General features: G+C 50.4%; 16 protein-coding genes and 3 pseudogenes. 17 read left to right on the top strand and 2 right to left on the bottom strand.

Annotated elements, in window-relative coordinates; all coding sequences use genetic code 11:
- Window positions 1-96 precede the first annotated feature (96 nt).
- Both P4S53_RS01580 and P4S53_RS01575 read left to right on the top strand, forming a co-directional pair.
- Window positions 97-204: pseudogene (locus tag P4S53_RS01580) on the top strand (putative quinol monooxygenase); the annotation flags it as partial.
- Window positions 201-1178, top strand: coding sequence for a Gfo/Idh/MocA family protein (locus tag P4S53_RS01575; RefSeq protein ID WP_337111066.1), 978 nt, complete (start codon window positions 201-203; stop codon window positions 1176-1178). The pseudogene P4S53_RS01580 and the gene P4S53_RS01575, both read left to right, overlap by 4 nt.
- A gap of 238 nt (window positions 1179-1416) precedes the next feature.
- On the opposite strand, the gene P4S53_RS01570 is transcribed toward P4S53_RS01575, so the two are convergent.
- Complete coding sequence (locus P4S53_RS01570) at window positions 1417-2076, bottom strand: c-type cytochrome (RefSeq protein ID WP_337111065.1); 660 nt, start codon at window positions 2074-2076, stop codon at window positions 1417-1419.
- 4 nt (window positions 2077-2080) lie between these two features.
- Window positions 2081-3394 (bottom strand): molybdopterin-dependent oxidoreductase, encoded by a 1314-nt coding sequence (locus P4S53_RS01565; RefSeq protein WP_337111064.1) that lies wholly within the window; start codon window positions 3392-3394, stop codon window positions 2081-2083.
- A gap of 616 nt (window positions 3395-4010) precedes the next feature.
- Between P4S53_RS01565 and P4S53_RS01560 the strand changes: the two genes are divergently transcribed.
- From P4S53_RS01560 to P4S53_RS01495, 15 genes and pseudogenes are all read left to right on the top strand, one after another.
- On the top strand, window positions 4011-4565 hold the full coding sequence (locus tag P4S53_RS01560; RefSeq protein ID WP_337111063.1) for a dihydrofolate reductase family protein: 555 nt from the start codon (window positions 4011-4013) through the stop codon (window positions 4563-4565).
- Window positions 4566-4646: 81 nt separating this feature from the next.
- Window positions 4647-5564, top strand: a complete 918-nt coding sequence (gene yddG, locus P4S53_RS01555) for an aromatic amino acid DMT transporter YddG (protein ID WP_337111062.1) — start codon at window positions 4647-4649, stop codon at window positions 5562-5564.
- A 216-nt stretch (window positions 5565-5780) separates the two neighbouring features.
- The gene (locus P4S53_RS01550; protein WP_337111061.1) at window positions 5781-6179 is read left to right on the top strand and encodes a GNAT family N-acetyltransferase; all 399 of its coding nucleotides are present in this window, start codon (window positions 5781-5783) and stop codon (window positions 6177-6179) included.
- A gap of 55 nt (window positions 6180-6234) precedes the next feature.
- A complete protein-coding gene (locus tag P4S53_RS01545; protein WP_337111060.1) occupies window positions 6235-6477 on the top strand; it encodes a Rho-binding antiterminator in 243 nt (80 codons plus the stop codon).
- Between the two features lie 118 nt (window positions 6478-6595).
- A complete protein-coding gene (locus P4S53_RS01540) occupies window positions 6596-7063 on the top strand; it encodes a 2TM domain-containing protein (protein ID WP_046220926.1) in 468 nt (155 codons plus the stop codon).
- Window positions 7064-7204: 141 nt separating this feature from the next.
- Window positions 7205-7636, top strand: a complete 432-nt coding sequence (locus tag P4S53_RS01535; protein ID WP_337111059.1) for a YkvA family protein — start codon at window positions 7205-7207, stop codon at window positions 7634-7636.
- Between the two features lie 164 nt (window positions 7637-7800).
- On the top strand, window positions 7801-8745 hold the full coding sequence (locus P4S53_RS01530; protein ID WP_337111058.1) for a YbgA family protein: 945 nt from the start codon (window positions 7801-7803) through the stop codon (window positions 8743-8745).
- Window positions 8735-8950, top strand: a pseudogene (locus tag P4S53_RS22555) (MerR family transcriptional regulator); the annotation flags it as partial. The gene P4S53_RS01530 and the pseudogene P4S53_RS22555, both read left to right, overlap by 11 nt.
- 70 nt (window positions 8951-9020) lie before the next feature.
- Window positions 9021-9584 carry a hypothetical protein gene (locus P4S53_RS01525; RefSeq protein ID WP_337111057.1) on the top strand — a complete coding sequence of 188 codons (564 nt, stop codon included), beginning with the start codon at window positions 9021-9023 and terminating at the stop codon, window positions 9582-9584.
- The gene (gene phrB / locus P4S53_RS01520) at window positions 9571-11037 is read left to right on the top strand and encodes a deoxyribodipyrimidine photo-lyase (protein ID WP_337111056.1); all 1467 of its coding nucleotides are present in this window, start codon (window positions 9571-9573) and stop codon (window positions 11035-11037) included. The genes P4S53_RS01525 and phrB overlap by 14 nt, the downstream gene beginning before the upstream one ends.
- A 27-nt stretch (window positions 11038-11064) precedes the next feature.
- The gene (locus tag P4S53_RS01515) at window positions 11065-11547 is read left to right on the top strand and encodes a nuclear transport factor 2 family protein (protein WP_337111055.1); all 483 of its coding nucleotides are present in this window, start codon (window positions 11065-11067) and stop codon (window positions 11545-11547) included.
- Window positions 11548-11549: 2 nt separating this feature from the next.
- Entirely contained in the window at window positions 11550-12281 is a 732-nt protein-coding gene (locus P4S53_RS01510; protein WP_337112037.1) for an SDR family NAD(P)-dependent oxidoreductase, read from the top strand.
- Window positions 12278-13563, top strand: a pseudogene (locus tag P4S53_RS01505) (NAD(P)/FAD-dependent oxidoreductase). Before P4S53_RS01510 ends, P4S53_RS01505 begins: the two are co-directional and overlap by 4 nt.
- Window positions 13560-14444 carry a DUF1365 domain-containing protein gene (locus tag P4S53_RS01500; RefSeq protein ID WP_337111054.1) on the top strand — a complete coding sequence of 295 codons (885 nt, stop codon included), beginning with the start codon at window positions 13560-13562 and terminating at the stop codon, window positions 14442-14444. Before P4S53_RS01505 ends, P4S53_RS01500 begins: the two are co-directional and overlap by 4 nt.
- A complete protein-coding gene (locus tag P4S53_RS01495) occupies window positions 14413-15648 on the top strand; it encodes a cyclopropane-fatty-acyl-phospholipid synthase family protein (protein ID WP_337111053.1) in 1236 nt (411 codons plus the stop codon). The genes P4S53_RS01500 and P4S53_RS01495 overlap by 32 nt, the downstream gene beginning before the upstream one ends.
- The last annotated feature ends 25 nt before the right edge of the window (window positions 15649-15673 follow it).

The raw sequence follows: 15673 nt of genomic DNA, 5'->3' as shown, positions 1-15673 counted from the left end.
AAGTTTATCAATTGAGCGGGGTTAATTAAAGTTGGCCTTGAACATGAAGACTGAATCATCAAGAGAGTCACGATGAGCCAAATGATTTTTGTCACTATTGAAGCACATTTCTGCATGCCACATACCCGAGCGTTGATTGCATCGGATGTGGCTCAGTTGGTTCAGGCGTTTGAAACCCAGGAAAAAGGAGGGATGTCATCATGAAGTGGGGAATTCTCGGAACCAGCTTTATCTCTGGAGTGATGGCGGAAGCGATCAAAGGTGATGATAAAAGCGAATTGTATGCGGTAGCGGGCCGTTCAGAGGACAATGTATCGGCGTTTGCCAGACAGTACGCCGTTGAGAAAACATTTTCAGACTATGACGCGCTGATCAGTGATGAGTTGGTTGATATTATTTATATTGCTTTGCCGAATCACCTTCACCATGACTTTATAATGAAAGCGGCTCAACAAGGCAAAGCGATTCTGTGTGAGAAGTCGCTTTCCATTGACATGGAGAAAACTGAGCTGGCGCTGCATGCGATAAAAGAACATCAGGTGTTTTTTGCCGAAGGGCTGATGTACCTGCATCATCCATTGATTCGTGAGCTGGTTGCGATACTCGAATCTGGCGAGATTGGTGAACTGCGCTCTATTCACACTTCGTATATTGCATCCATTGCGCAATTCGTCAATCCTGCCAGCAAAGGGGCATTATATAATCTGGGTTGCTACCCGGTATCTTTGATGTATCTGGTTGTGAAAACCCTGTTGGGTGAACAAGCTTTTGAAAATCGTACGATGAAGGCAATGAGCCGAAGGGGAGAGGATCACAATATCTGCGAATCGAGCCTGCTGATGAGTTTTGGTGAAAATAATACGGCGTTTGTCCATACCGCCGAAGATCATGGCTTGAAGCACCATTTCACTGTGCTTGGCACGAAAGGTTGTATCACAATGGCATCGAATCCATGGTTACCGGCTTTAGACAATCATATCAGCGTAGAAATTTATGAAACGTCAAAGCGTGATATCGCAGTCAGTGCTCAAGGCGACGGCTTCTTCTATCAGGTACGTCAAGTGCGTGAAGCGGTAGAAGCCGGGCGAAAGGAGCTGGTGGCGCCATGTGCGACCTGGCAAGATTCTTATCAAATTATGCAGTTGCTGACTGAGTGGGAAAGCCTCGGTTCGTCATAACCTGGCTTCAACAAGGAGCGAGATAGTGCATCGCATGAACACGTTGTGAAGAGGCTTCACGGGGCAGAGATATTGTGAACCATCCTTGATGGTTCTTATATCTTGAGCTTAAGTCCGGTGTTTCTGATCGCATGAGAAAATGCTGAGTTTGGGACTGAACGAAAGCGCGACAAACCAACAACACATCTGAAATTGTACTTCCTGTTTGGACTCCCGATTGCTCGAAGGGCAATCACACCTACATCCCGTAATAGGTCGAAAGATACACAAGGATCGCTTCGCGATCGTCAGGCGCCAGTTCATCCATGCCTTGCTCCTCAACCATCCAGGTGAGTAACGCATCCCACCTTTCTTTGCTGAGCCCTTGTTGCGTAACGAGATAAAGCGAATGGCAGGCCGAACAGGCGGATGCCACCAGCGCCATGTCTTTTCCCGGTGCAAGAATACCTTCACCGGGGGATTTTACCGGCTCGTCAGCCGATTCAGTGATCCAATCCGGCGGCGTCGGGTTTTGGGTTGCCAGCCAGGCAATGATCGCAGTACGTGCCCCCGGATCTTTCACGCCCGGAAAAACCATTTTGGTGCCGGGTGCGAAGTCTGAGGGAGAGGACAAAAACGCATCGAGTTTTTGGGCATCCCACTGCCCCTGAAGCTGCTTGAGTGCCTCGCTGTATTGGAAACCTTCAACACTGGCGATACTGCGTTCGGCTAAACCCCAGAGTGGCGGCCCGATGGCTGCCACTCCTTCAGGTCCCATCTGGTGACAGGCTTTGCATACCAAAGCTTGTTGTTCGCCTGCGGCAATCAGGGTTTCATTGGCTGAAAGCGGCAGGCTGCCAAACAGAAGCAGAGAAAATGAGAGCGGGATAACCCGCTCGATGAAGCTTGCTCGATTCATGCGGTTATCCGTTCACGACTAACGCAACACGGTGGAAGGTGTTGTTCAGGTAACCTTTGGGATTCCAGGCAATGGCAAAAGGCTGGCTGATGCCTTGATCGTCTGTGGCTTTGGCCCAGATTTCGTAGTAGCCGGGCTGAGGAAATTTCACCTTGGTCGTGAAGGTTTGCCAGGCGCCTTCATTGGCCGGGGCAGCAAGATCGGCATCCATCCAGGTTGCGCCAAAGTCGATGGATACCTGTACTTTCTCTATCTTGCGATCACCAGACCATGCATGACCCCGGACCGGGACTTCACTGCCAGACACCGTGGCGTTGGTTTGCGGCGAAGTAATCAGCGATTTCACCGGCATTCGCTCGATGATCTCAAAATCTTTTTCGTCCACTTTCTCACCCGGTGCAACAGGACGGTTGGGCACACGGTACGACGTGCCTGTCATTTTGGGACCGTCGTGAATTTGATCCCGGATCTGAATCCGTGTCAGCCATTTTTGCGAGCAGGAGCCGGGCCAGCCGGGCACAACCAGCCGTAATGGGGCACCATTCATCGGATGCAGTGCTTCGCCGTTTTGTGCAAAAGCAATCAGGTTTTCGCTGCCCATTGCTTTGGCTATCGGTACGCCGCGGGAAATGGGGATTTTACCTTCCTTGCCGGACAGGTCTTTATCCGCGCCGTAATGCGCGGTGTAAACGGCGTTATCCTTCACACCGGCGGCTTTCAGCACATCGGCGAGTCGCACGCCTGTCCAGGCGGAACAACCCACGGCGCCGTAGGTCCATTGATTCCCAGTCGCTTTGGGTTCGAAGAATGCGCGGCCATTCCCGCCGCATTCCAGCACGAGTTGCTGTTCTACGACCTCAAAGTTTTTCTTCAGATCAGCAATGGTGAGTGTCATTGGTTTGTCGACCAGACCGTCAACCGTTAATTTCCAGGCGTCCGGGTTCACTTCCGTCGGCGGGATACCATTGTTGCGGATAAAATGCCGCGCGGTGGGCGTGATGTCGTCATTGAGCAGGTGAGGTGGGGTCTCTGCGTTCATCGGCCTGTCGTTCAGTACCGTTAAGCCGTCTTTACCTTCTATCACCACATCATCCAGGCCTTCCGCGAAAGCGGCGGGGATCAAGCCAGCGGGCATGTTCCGGTGAAAAGGAATCGCACCGCCAAGCACAGCAGCCATTGTCGCTAAGCCTGCGCCTTTCAAAAATCCGCGTCTGTCCGGAAAACTGACCCGGCCAAAAACCTTTTTATCTGCTGATTCCGGATTTTTCTCGTAAAACTCAAAGAGACCTCGTGGTGTATTGCGCTTGTCATTAGCCATAATTCGCACCTTTATCAAATCAACTACCAGGCGCCTCTGGTTCAACAGGTGTGACCAAATCCTAACGCTCATCCGGATCAACAAGATGAGTGGCTGAGGCACTTTTCAAGACGGAGATTCAAGCACTCAGACTGCAAAATTGTTTGTCTTCAGTACTCAAAGGTTGCAGCTATGATGTTGAGTGTAGTTGGCAACGATACTTCTCTCAAACCCACTTTCTTTTTATGGGAAAGGGGCCCGGACTTGATTCATAGTGAATCTAGGGGGAGATTCCTGATTACCGAAATTTGATGAACAGTTATTTTACGCTTCAAGAGCAAAAATAAAGTAAGACAGTGATAGCGAGCTGAAAAGCGGCTATCACTGAGACCGCCAATTTTGGGAGCCAGTCCTGCAACTATGAAAGCGCTGAACCGGGTCTTTGGTTCTCTGTTTGTCTCAATGGGTGTGTTATTAGCACGAGCTGAACAGTAGTTATTGATTTATCAACAAATAATCAAGCGTATTCACCCTTTTTCTGATACGAAAACTGGCAAATCCCGGTCTCTCTGCAAATACTCATGAAAGCAGTCTTGCAGAGAGGCTCTGCGTGCGTTTCACGACAAGAGGTTTTGCCATGGCAAATCTGATTTATTATTTAAACATAACATTGAACGGCCACTACTATCATGAAGATGCTGATGTGGATCAGGAGCATCATGAATACGCCCTTGAATTACTGCATGGTGCAGAAGCATTAATACTGGGACGCCACACGTATGATCTTTTTGCGGCTTTCTGGCCTGAAGCAGCAACGAGGAAGGATTTACCCAAGTTTATGCAGTATCTGGCGATGGAATTACAGTCTATTCCCAAGCGAGTGGTGACAACGCGGCCACTTGAGCTTCCCTGGCAAAATACCGAGGTTCTGAAAGGGCCGGATACTGAAAATACCCGGCAATTCTTGTCTGGAATACACGGCAATGTTGTCCTGTTTGGCAGTCCTGCTTTGGCGGCCTCACTGGCCGATGCAAATTTGATCAATGAATATCAGTTTTTACTGGAGCCTTTTATCAGCACACAGGGAAAGCAAGCGTTTGACGGTGCCAACGTATGGCAAAGATTAATGTTGCTGGATGCCAGAAGACTGAATCGGGATGTTATGCTGCTGAGGTACGCACCGGGGCCGTAAACCAGTTGGTTTGGGATTGTTTTCGCTGCAATTCTCAGGCAGTGTTATGGATTCTCAGGTGTTTATATTCAAGGGTCAACCGTGGTACGCAGTCATCAATTTACCCTGGCCGGGTGCGGCGCAATTTGTCTTTTCAGCAGTGTGGTTGCCCTGATTCGGAATGTGACCGAGCAGCTTGGCCCTGTGGGCGGTGCTGCTATGATTTACAGCGTCAGCACTTTTATTCTTATGCTGACTGTGGGTTTACCCAGGTTGTCTTCTTTTTCCCGCAAATACCTTCTGATCGGCGGCTTACTGTTTGTCAGCTATGAAATGTGTCTGGCATTGTCTCTGGGGATGGCAAACGATCGATTGCAAGCGGTTGAAATGGGGTTGATCAACTACCTCTGGCCGTGTCTGACGGTCCTGTTTGCGGTTATTTTCTCACGCCGGTCAGTCAGTTGGCTGCTGTATCCCTGCTTAATTCTGTCATTCTTTGGTGTTGCCTGGACGGTCGCGGGTGATAGCGGATTGTCTGTCTCCCGGTTAGCCGAAAATGTACAAAGTAACCCGGTCAGTTATACGCTGGCGCTGAGCGGGGCGTTCATCTGGGCCATTTATTGCAACGTTACCCGGGTCATGGCCAGCGGCAAGAATGCCATCACCTGGTTTTTTGCCGCAACTGCAGTCGCACTCTGGGTGAAGTTTATGTTCACGAATGAACCGCCCATGGCGTTTGATCTTCCGGTGATCCGGGATCTGCTGCTGGCGGGTCTGGCGATGGGCGGTGGTTATGCGTTATGGAATATCGGCATTCTGCGTGGCAACATGGTGCTGCTGGCAACCTTGTCATATTTTGTTCCTGTGTTTTCAACCTTTTTATCTGCGCAGTTGCTGGGACTGACGTTAACTGCGACTTTCTGGCAGGGGGTGATGATGGTGACTTTCGCCTCTATCCTGTGCTGGTGGATCACCCGTGAAAAAACGGAGTCGGTTCCGATACAGGAAGAGCAAGTCTGATCCCCTGAAACCCGCAGTATTGCGGGTTTTTTATACGTCTGTGCTTGCCTTCAAACCACCAGGTTTTATTTCCGTTGAAGACGATCACGATTCTTTCAATGGCATATCAAATGTATTGAATATCAAAGTAAGATGCGTGCGAATCATCTCAAAGAGTGAACTGACTCAGGTGATTTGGAATGACTGCAAATTAATTGTTGAGACAAAGGAATATTGATGTATCAGGTTATTGAGCAAGTGGTTGGCCCTGATGATTTTTTACGTTTACGCGACATCTCCGGATTATCGTCCCGTTCTTATGAAGCGGCAGTGAAAGGCTTGCCAAACAGCCTTTATGGTATCCATATTCTTTATGACGGCATCCCTGTCGCCATGGGAAGAGTGGTGGGTGACGGCGCCATTAATTTTGATATTGTGGATGTCGCTGTTGATCCCGACCATCAGGGAAAGGGCCTCGGGCGTCAAATCATGGAACATATCATGGCCTATCTCGACCAGGCAGCCTTTCCCCGATCTTATGTATCGCTGATGGCCGACGTCCCTGAATTGTATGAAAAGTTTGGTTTCAAACTGTCGAGGCCAAATTCGGAAGGTATGTACTGGGTGAAGAAGTAAAATGCGATAACTGTGACGGATCGTGACCCAGACGAATCGCGAAGGAGGAGTGAAGATGATTTCTTGTCAGCAATATGACTATATCGAAATTGCCTGCTTGTATCAGCTGCCGGTCAGGCTGACCCTGAAAAATGGCCAACTCGTGGAAGGACATGCGAAAGATACCGTCCGAAACAGTGACAGACAGGAGTGCCTGTCATTACAAACCAACCTTGGGTTGCAAATTGTTGTACTGGATGAACTGGCAAGCATGGAAGCAACACAGCCCAATGCGCATTTCGATGCGGTTGAATTTTAATGTCGATCTAACTGATTGAAAAACAAAGGTTGTCGGCTTAGTGTCGGGTCCATGTCGTGGCCTGTCAGGTGTCAGATTCAGTAGGATTGGAAGTGAAACAGCAAAAGGGAATTGAATGATGATCATTCGGAAACTCAGGTTACAACGTGGCTGGTCTCAGGAACAATTGGCACAATTAAGTGGCATCAGTGTCCGGACCATTCAGCGAATTGAGCGCGGTGGGAATGCCAGCTTGGAGACCCTGAAGTCCTTTGCGGCTGTTTTCGACATCGATATCACTGAACTGAAACAGGAGCCAGGCATGGACAAGGAAAACGCGGTGAGCACGGAAGAAGAACGTGCGCTCGCTTATGTGCGCGATATCAAGGCATTTTATTCACATCTGATCACTTACTGTCTGGTGATCGGCTTATTGTTTGTCATCAACTTCGTCACAAATCCATCTTATATCTGGGCCTGGTGGCCAGCAATGGGGTGGGGGATCGGGGTCGCCATTCAGGCTGCAAGTACATATGAGTGGTTTAATTTTTTCAGCACGGACTGGGAGAAGAAACAGGTTGAGAAGCGTCTGGGCAGAAAGCTCTGAGGCGCGATGAACATTCACAATTGCAGGCCGGGAACTCCCGGCTTGTTTTTTGCGGTCATTGGCTCTTTGGAATGAGGTGACAATGTTTCTCAGAAAAGCCATAGTTAACTGAAGCAGAGAAAGCCTGTTTGAGGCAAGAGGATGAGTCAGTCAATGAATGAACAGGATGCCAAAGAAAAACTGGAAAAATCTTCAAAAAAGGTGACCGATAAAGACATTGAGCGAGTCCTGGAAAAAGAGCAGGACATTGAAGAAAAAGTGCAGAAAAGTGGCTCGCTGCGGAAGTATTTTAATGTCGTGAAATCCATGTATGGTCTCGTGAAGGCGTACTGGAAAGGAGAGTACCGGGAGATCCCCTGGTTTACCATCGCTGCCATCGTCACGGCCTTGCTCTATGTGTTTAACCCATTGGATGTTCTGCCGGATGTGATTCCTTTCCTGGGGCTGACGGATGACGCACTGATTCTGGCCGTCTGTCTCAAGCTTGTACAACAGGATTTGGATGATTATGAAGCCTGGCGAGCAGGAAATGACTCGACAGGTACAGAACAGCCAGACGCCAAAACCGAATAATTTCCCTTTTATTTCAAAGTTTAAAAAGCTGCCTGTGAATATCAGGCAGCTTTTTTTGTGTCTGAAATCGCGGCAGTTACAAACTTATACATTTTATTTTCTTGTACAACTTGCTGAGCTTAGCTAACATCATTGTACAAGATAATTTTTTGTACAGGTGTGAGATGAGTATCCCGGTAGGTATCAGTGCATGTGTACTTGGCGAGAAAGTGCGCTTTGATGGCGGACACAAAAGAAACCGCTTCGTGACGGACGAACTGGCAAAATTTGTACAGTTCCGCCCGGTTTGCCCTGAAATGGCAATCGGTTTGCCTGTTCCACGGCCAACAATCAGGCTGGTACAGCAGGAAAATGGAGAGCGTCTTGTCGACAGCAATGGCGGTGAGCTGGATTTCACCGAAAAAATGCAAGCTTTTGCTGAACAACACATCAGCGGCATTCAATCCCTGTGTGGCTTTGTGGTCTGTGCCAAATCACCCACCTGCGGCATGGAAAGGGTGAAGTTGTATATTCCGAACGGTAACACGGTCCCGGGAGGCACAGTGGGTGTGTTTACCCAAAAACTGATGGCGGCCATGCCCTGGTTACCCGTCGAAGAGGACGGGCGGCTGCAAGATCCAGTACTGCGTGAAAACTTCGTGTTTCGTATTCATGCCTTACACGATTTTTATCAAAACGTGGGAAGCTGCCTGAGTATGGATGCATTCGTTAAATTTCATTCACGCTATAAATTTGTCCTGATGGCACACAGCCCGACAGCGTACAGAGAGATGGGGCGCTTAGTGGCCGGCATTAAAGACTGGGATCTGACTGAGTTTTTCGTTGAATACCGTCAGCAGTTTATGGATGCCCTGAGCAAACATGCGCGTCGAAGCAACAACACCAATGTGCTCATGCACTTGCAGGGTTATTTCAAACGTAACCTGACCCGCGAACAAAAGCAGGAATTACTGGACCTGATTGAAAGCTACCGCCTGGGTCATCAACCTATTCTGGTCCCTTTGGCTTTGATCAAACATTACCTGAAAGAATACCCGGATCCGTATCTGCAGTTGCAGACCTTCCTTAATCCGTATCCGGAGGAGTTGAAATTACGTTATGGCCTCTGAAGTTATGTTATTCGCTATCCGAGAAGTATCTGAAATGACGGGCGTGAATCCCGTCACTTTACGCGCATGGCAACGCCGCTATGGGCTGATTAAGCCACAGCGCACAGAAAAAGGTCACCGTTTATACACCCAGGCGGACATTGAAAAGATTCGCCTGATCCTGTCCTGGCTTGAGAAAGGCGTTGCCATCAGCAAGGTCAGACCCTTGCTCGAAGGCCAGGTGAGTGACGCCGTCAGTCAGCAAGAAGACAGTGATGGGATTGCACCGATACTGAGTGCTTTATCAGATTGCCGGCGCGGAAAAACTCGAACAGCTGCTGAGTCAGCTGATGAAAGAATACCCGCTGCCCATGTTCATCGAAAAAGTGGTCGTGCCTGTAGACACGCAGGTGAACGACCCGGCAAATCCGCTGCGGGCGATTCAGCAAGCACTGTGGCAATCCACCCTGATAGAGCAATGTGTCAGTCTGGTCGCCAAAACACGTAAGCGGAGCAGCCGCAAAGCCATGCTGCTGAGCTTTGAACCGGCACAGGATGGTATCACGCATTACATCTGGCTTGAGGCGTTGTCACTGAGTAATGATGGTTACAGTGTCACTTTGTTAAATAATCTGCCGTTTAACAGCAAATTGCACGGTCTGGAAGCGGCAGTCTCGCAGCAGGCATTTGAATCTGTGGTTGTGATTGGAGAGAGCAAGCTTCCTCAGGCGATTTTAAAGCAACTTGCGCGTGTAGACAGCGAGTTTCAGTGCCCGGTCTCGCTGAGAGGCAGTATTGCCGTTATCCATGCTGAATGGGTGCAGCAGTTAAAAGGAGCTCTGAGCAATGGCCGCGAATAACAGACATCGGTGCCTGATGTGGTTTCGGGCAGACTTGAGAACGGTTGATAACACGGCCCTGATTCAGGCATGTCAAAAGTATCAATCTGCGCTGGCGGTGTTCATTGCAACACCTGAACAGTGGGCGAGTCACGAAGCTGCGCCCATCCAGATCGACTTTATTCGTCGTCGATTAGCTGTGCTCCAGTCTCAGCTGGCTGAACTCAATATTCCGTTGCGCATTGAGGCAGTCGCTGACTTTAACGCGGTTCCTGACTGCCTGACAACACTGGCTCGCGACTGGCAGGCAGAGCATGTGTTCTGTAACAAGCAGTATGAATGGAATGAGCGCCAACGTGACGTGGCTGTCGGTCATGCGCTGGCAGAAGCGGGGATCAAATTCAGCGCTCTGGAAGATACCTGTGTGCTGCCAGCCGGCACGATTCTGACCCGTCAGGGCGAGCCTTTCAGGGTGTATACGCCATTTCGCCGCGAATGGTTACGTCAGTTCCAGCAAAGCCCGGCGCTGGCACAACCTGTGCCGCCACCTGTCTCCCCCAGTGAATGTGCCGACCGTTTTGGCTCTGTGATTGAGACCAACCCCGGTCAGTCATGGATGGATTATCCGCTGGCAGACAGCCGTCACTGGCCTGTTGAAGAAGACACGATTCGCGACGCGCTGATGCATTTTTGTATCGAGCATGTCGCGGACTACGGTGAGCAGCGGGATTTTCCTGCTGTGGAAGGCACCAGCAAATTATCACCTTATCTGGCCATTGGTGCTTTATCTGCCCGGCAATGTGTCTCTGCGATCTTACATGAGCACCCGCAGGCGCTTGAGAAGCAGGATGCTGGCCCTTTTATCTGGCTCAATGAAATTATCTGGCGCGAGTTTTACCGCCATCTCATTGAAGCCTACCCGAAGGTCAGCCGGGCCCAGCCATTTGTCGGTTGGACAAAGCAAGTGCCCTGGCATTCAGACAAAGCCGCACTGGCACGCTGGCAACAGGGCGAAACCGGGTTTCCCATCGTTGATGCCGCCATGCGCCAGCTGAATGCAACAGGCTGGATGCATAACAGGCTGCGGATGATTACCGCCAGCTTCTTAACCAAGGATTTGTTGATCCATTGGCAGGCAGGTGAGCGGTGGTTCATGTCTCATCTGATCGACGGGGATTTGGCGTCCAATAACGGTGGCTGGCAATGGGCGGCTTCAACCGGCACTGATGCTCAGCCTTATTTTCGGGTGTTCAATCCGACCACGCAGGGAAAAAAGTTTGATCCAAACGGCGAGTTCATTCGTACATGGGTAAAAGAGCTCGAAAAAGTGCCTGACAAATATATTCACATCCCCCATGAATGGCCCGGGGCAGCCAGCCTTGCGTATCCCATGCCTATGGTGGATCACAAGTTGGCGAGATTACACGCCATTGAGGCATTTAAACAGGCAAAAGCTACAGCAGAAGCGGGTTAATTCGACACACAGGAAGGAAGCCACATCATGAAAGAGCAGGACAGCGAACATACTTCACTGACTGAGACACCAAGCGGCAATCCCGTTGACGAAGTCTCGGTTTTGGACAGATTTATCTGTGTATACAGCAAGTTAGATAAGGACAAGCTTGCCAGTCTTGAATCGCTCTACCATCCGGGTGTGGTGTTTGAGGATCCCGCCCACAAAGTGGAAGGCTGGCCGGCGCTGGAAGCGTATTTCCGTCGTCTGTTCACCAATGTCACCCAGTGTACCTTCACGATTGAAGAGAGCATGAGTGATGCGCATCAGGGGTATGTGGTGTGGACCATGACGTTTGCGCATCCGAAATTATCAAAGGGTGAACTTCGCGCGGTGAAAGGGTGCTCGCACCTGACCTTTCTTGAGAATCGTGTGGTGAAACACAGGGACTATTTCGATTTGGGCGAAATGCTTTACGAAGCAATACCGGTTCTCGGCCATGTGGTGAAAAAGATAAAGGCAGGTTTGTAATGATGTCGACAGTACTGATTACTGGCGCCAGTTCTGGCATAGGCGCCCAGTTAGCGAAAGATTATGCCGCAGAGGGCTGGCAGGTGATTGCATGCGGACGCTCGCTTGAAAAGCTGCAGCACCTTGCTGATACCAGTGAGAAAATCATTCCGCTTGCCTTTGATGTCACCGATTATCAGGCAACCCAGGACGCTTTGGGTGAGTCATCGGTACGGCCAAACCTGATCATTTTAAATGCAGGGACCTGCGAATACATCGAACAGGGCAAAGTGGATGTGGCTCTGTTCAGGCGTGTGTTCGATGTGAATCTGTTCGGGGTACTGAACTGCATCGAAGCCTTGCAGCCCAAGTTTACCGAAACCACCCATCTGGCCATTGTCGGTTCAACGGCCAGCTATGTGCCTTTGCCTCGGGCTGAGGCCTACGGTGCCTCAAAAGCCGCACTGAGTTATCTGGTCAATACGCTGAAAATGGATCTTTCCCGTGACGGTGTCACATTGACCTTGGTGTCGCCGGGTTTTGTCAAAACACCACTGACTGACAAGAACGATTTTGCGATGCCAATGCGAGTCACCACGGACTATGCCTCAACAAAAATCCGCAAAGGGATCGCCAAGCGTCAATCCGAAGTGCATTTCCCGCCGCTGTTCAGCGGGTGCCTCAAACTACTGTCGCTGTTACCTATGCCGTTACAGCTGGCGATCGTAAAAAGAATGACAGGGAAAACAAAATGAAAATTGCGATTATCGGCACCGGCATTGCGGGACTCACCTGTGCCTGGAAACTGCACCAACAGCATGACATCACTGTGTTTGAAGCCAATGAGTACATCGGTGGCCATACCGCGACAGTGGATGTTGAAACAGCCAGCGGCCGTTATGCGATTGATACCGGGTTTATTGTCTTTAACAACAGAACCTATCCTCAGTTCGAAGCCTTACTCAAAGAGATAGGCATTGGCCGTCAGCCGACTGAGATGAGCTTCAGTGTGCAGAATGACGCAATTGGACTGGAATACAACGGCCATGATGCGCTGTCGATGTTTGCCCAGCGCCGTAACTTCTTTCGTCCTGACTTTTACCGCTTTATCCGTGACATTCTGAGATTCAACAAACTGGCAAGGGAAGCGGATCTGGATGAACTGGCAGCAACAACGCTAGGGGAGTTTCTCGCTGCCCACAAATTCAGTGAGTATTTCTGTCAGAACTACATCTTGCCCATGGGGGCTGCTATCTGGTCATCCACCTTGTCAGATATGCGGGCGTTTCCGTTGCCTTTCTTCGTGCGTTTTTTCGTCACCATGGTTTGCTGGAAGTCACGAACCGGCCGCAATGGTATGTGGTGCCGGGGGGATCGAGAGAATACGTGCGCAGCCTGACCCGCGATTTTGCTGACAAGATTCACCTCAATGAGCCGGTACTGAGTGTGCAGCGATTAGGCCCTAAGATAGAAGTCAGCACAGGCCGCGGACAGCAGTATTTTGATCAGGTGATTTTTGCTTGTCACAGTGATCAGGCGCTCCGTATGCTGGTTGACCCGACGGTCAATGAAACGCAGGTCTTAGGTGCCATCCCTTACCAGCAGAATGAAGTGGTGTTACATACCGATCGCAACATGCTGCCCAAAGCTAAGCGCGCCTGGGCGGCCTGGAATTACCACCTGCCGGATCATGCCAGTCGTGAGCGCCAGCTGGCCAGTGTGACTTACAACATGAACATTCTGCAGGGGATCGATTCACCCGAGACATTTTGCGTCACGCTGAACCGCACTGACGATATCGATCCTCAAAGTATCATTCGTCGTTTCAGCTACGCACATCCCGTGTTTAATACTCAGTCGATAGCCGCACAGGGGCAGCGTGGATTGATTAACGGTCAGCACGGCTGCTGGTTCTGTGGTGCTTACTGGTACAACGGATTCCATGAAGACGGTGTGCGCAGTGCACTGGATGTCGTCAATGCCATTGAGACAATCGGCAATGACAAGCGCCATCCGCGAATGGAATTAGTCTCATGACCCTGTCTCATTTACAGAGCGGCCTGTGCGTCGGACAGGTGAGGCATCGTCGTTATACCCCGGTGAAACATGCGTTCAGCTATCCCATGTTTATGCCCCTGATTGATCTTGATGAAGTGACCTCACTGAGCGAGCAGGTTGTGGGTTTTGGCTGTCGCTGGTATCACCCCGCGCGGTGGCGACGGGAAGATTATCTGCGGGCAGAAGGAGAGGGGCCGCTCAAGCTCAGGGTTCAGGACAAGCTGTTTCAGCTGACCGGTGAACGGCTCGCTGGAAAAGTGAAGCAACTGTGCCAGTTACGGTATTTTGGGCTCTATTTTAGTCCGCTGAATCTTTATTACTGTTTTGATGAACAGGGTGAGTGGCGCTGGCTGTTGGCGGAAGTGAGCAATACCCCATGGAACCAGCGTCATTACTATGCTGTGCCTGCAGTGTCGGATTGGCATGAAAAGCCGTGGTTACAGGGCAAGGCTTTTCACGTGTCACCCTTCAATCCGATGGCTCAGCATTATCTTTGGCGGCTGAAACCGCCTGTCAGTCAGGTATATGTACATTTGGACATTGTTGGTAACGACACGGGCAACACCGTCATGGATGCCACGATGGCACTGCGTAAACAGGCTTTCACCACTCAGGTACTCTGGCGTCTGTTACGGCAGACACCGGTTCAGACACTCAAGGTGGTCACCGGCATTTACTGGCAGGCCATCAAGCTATGGTGGAAAAAAGTGCCGTTTCATGGTTATCCGAATGATCACCAGAAGGACGCGCATTTTCATACAGAGACAGTCAAGGGCTTCACTTCTGACAAGCCTTCAAAAGAAAACAACCGGAACGCTGAGGTAGACGATGTCGAACACAGAAACGAAAAGCAGCTATAGCACTCAAGCTGAAAAAGGAACAATGGCTCGCCGTCTGGTCTTTGCTTTGCTGGCGCAATTACGCCATGCCGGATTGACATTGGTGGACAGCCAGGGCGAAACACATCGGTTTGGGGATGAAACGTCGGATTGTCAGGCACATGTGCTGGTCAGAGAGCCAGGGCTTTACCAGCGCCTGTTACAAGGCGGCAGTATCGCTGCCGGCGAGGCTTATATGGATGGCTGGTGGGATTCTCCCGATATCACTGCCGTTGTCCAGGTGCTGGCGAGAAATTTAGCCATGCTGGATAAGCTGGAGTCAAAAACCAGTTGGATGACCCGTCTGGCCGAAGGATGGCAACACTTTACCCGCCGCAATAATAAAGCCGGTTCAAAGCAAAATATTCTGGCGCATTATGACCTGGGCAATGATTTTTACCGGACGTTTCTGGACCCGCAAATGCTGTACTCGTGCGGGATCTATCACGATCCTTCAGAATCATTAGCGCAGGCACAGTTCAACAAAATGGATCGTTTGTGCCGGCAACTGGATTTACAGCCGGATGATCACCTGCTGGAAATTGGTACGGGCTGGGGGGCGCTGGCGATTCATGCTGCCAGACAGTACGGATGCCGTGTGACTACCACAACCATTTCTGATGCGCAGTATGAATACGCCAAGTCTCGTGTCGAGCAGGAAGGCCTGTCGGACCGGATTACTTTACTGCGCAAGGATTACCGCGATCTGAGCGGACAATATGACAAACTGGTTTCTGTCGAAATGGTCGAAGCGGTCGGTAAACGCTATCTGGCGACCTACATCAAACAATGTCAGTCGCTGTTAAAAGAAGGGGGGCTGCTGGCGATTCAGGCAATCACTATCGCTGATCAGCGGTTTGAGAGTTACAGCAAAGGCGTTGATTTCATCCAGAAACACATTTTTCCGGGTGGTTTCCTGCCGTCTGTGACACTGCTGGCGCAAAGTCTGACGCAATACAGCGATTTTGTTATCCGGGATCTGAAAGACATCGGCCTGGACTACGCACGCACGCTGGCCGACTGGCACCGCCTGTTCAATGCCAGTGCCGATCAGCTCAGCAAGCAGGGTTTTGATCCACGTTTCATTCGTATGTGGCGCTATTACCTGTGCTATTGCGAGGGTGGATTCAAAGAAAAAACGATCAGCACAGTGCAGCTGATAGCCAGCAGACCAAATTGGCACTAACGAATCGGCTTACTCACGAGAAGGT

It is taken from the genome of Photobacterium sp. Hal280 (assembly GCF_037162255.1).
In the GTDB taxonomy this organism is placed as follows: Bacteria; Pseudomonadota; Gammaproteobacteria; order Enterobacterales; family Vibrionaceae; genus Photobacterium.
Note: the sequence above shows the minus strand (reverse complement) of the source record. Positions and strands in the feature narration are given on the sequence as shown.

Coding starts and splice junctions, on each gene's coding strand:
- P4S53_RS01575 (WP_337111066.1), top strand. CDS start 201: ATGAAGTGGGGAATTCTCGGAACCAGCTTTATCTCTGGAGTGATGGCG.
- P4S53_RS01570 (WP_337111065.1), bottom strand. CDS start 2,076: ATGAATCGAGCAAGCTTCATCGAGCGGGTTATCCCGCTCTCATTTTCT.
- P4S53_RS01565 (WP_337111064.1), bottom strand. CDS start 3,394: ATGGCTAATGACAAGCGCAATACACCACGAGGTCTCTTTGAGTTTTAC.
- P4S53_RS01560 (WP_337111063.1), top strand. CDS start 4,011: ATGGCAAATCTGATTTATTATTTAAACATAACATTGAACGGCCACTAC.
- P4S53_RS01550 (WP_337111061.1), top strand. CDS start 5,781: ATGTATCAGGTTATTGAGCAAGTGGTTGGCCCTGATGATTTTTTACGT.
- P4S53_RS01545 (WP_337111060.1), top strand. CDS start 6,235: ATGATTTCTTGTCAGCAATATGACTATATCGAAATTGCCTGCTTGTAT.
- P4S53_RS01540 (WP_046220926.1), top strand. CDS start 6,596: ATGATCATTCGGAAACTCAGGTTACAACGTGGCTGGTCTCAGGAACAA.
- P4S53_RS01535 (WP_337111059.1), top strand. CDS start 7,205: ATGAGTCAGTCAATGAATGAACAGGATGCCAAAGAAAAACTGGAAAAA.
- P4S53_RS01530 (WP_337111058.1), top strand. CDS start 7,801: ATGAGTATCCCGGTAGGTATCAGTGCATGTGTACTTGGCGAGAAAGTG.
- phrB (WP_337111056.1), top strand. CDS start 9,571: ATGGCCGCGAATAACAGACATCGGTGCCTGATGTGGTTTCGGGCAGAC.
- P4S53_RS01515 (WP_337111055.1), top strand. CDS start 11,065: ATGAAAGAGCAGGACAGCGAACATACTTCACTGACTGAGACACCAAGC.
- P4S53_RS01510 (WP_337112037.1), top strand. CDS start 11,550: ATGTCGACAGTACTGATTACTGGCGCCAGTTCTGGCATAGGCGCCCAG.
- P4S53_RS01500 (WP_337111054.1), top strand. CDS start 13,560: ATGACCCTGTCTCATTTACAGAGCGGCCTGTGCGTCGGACAGGTGAGG.
- P4S53_RS01495 (WP_337111053.1), top strand. CDS start 14,413: ATGTCGAACACAGAAACGAAAAGCAGCTATAGCACTCAAGCTGAAAAA.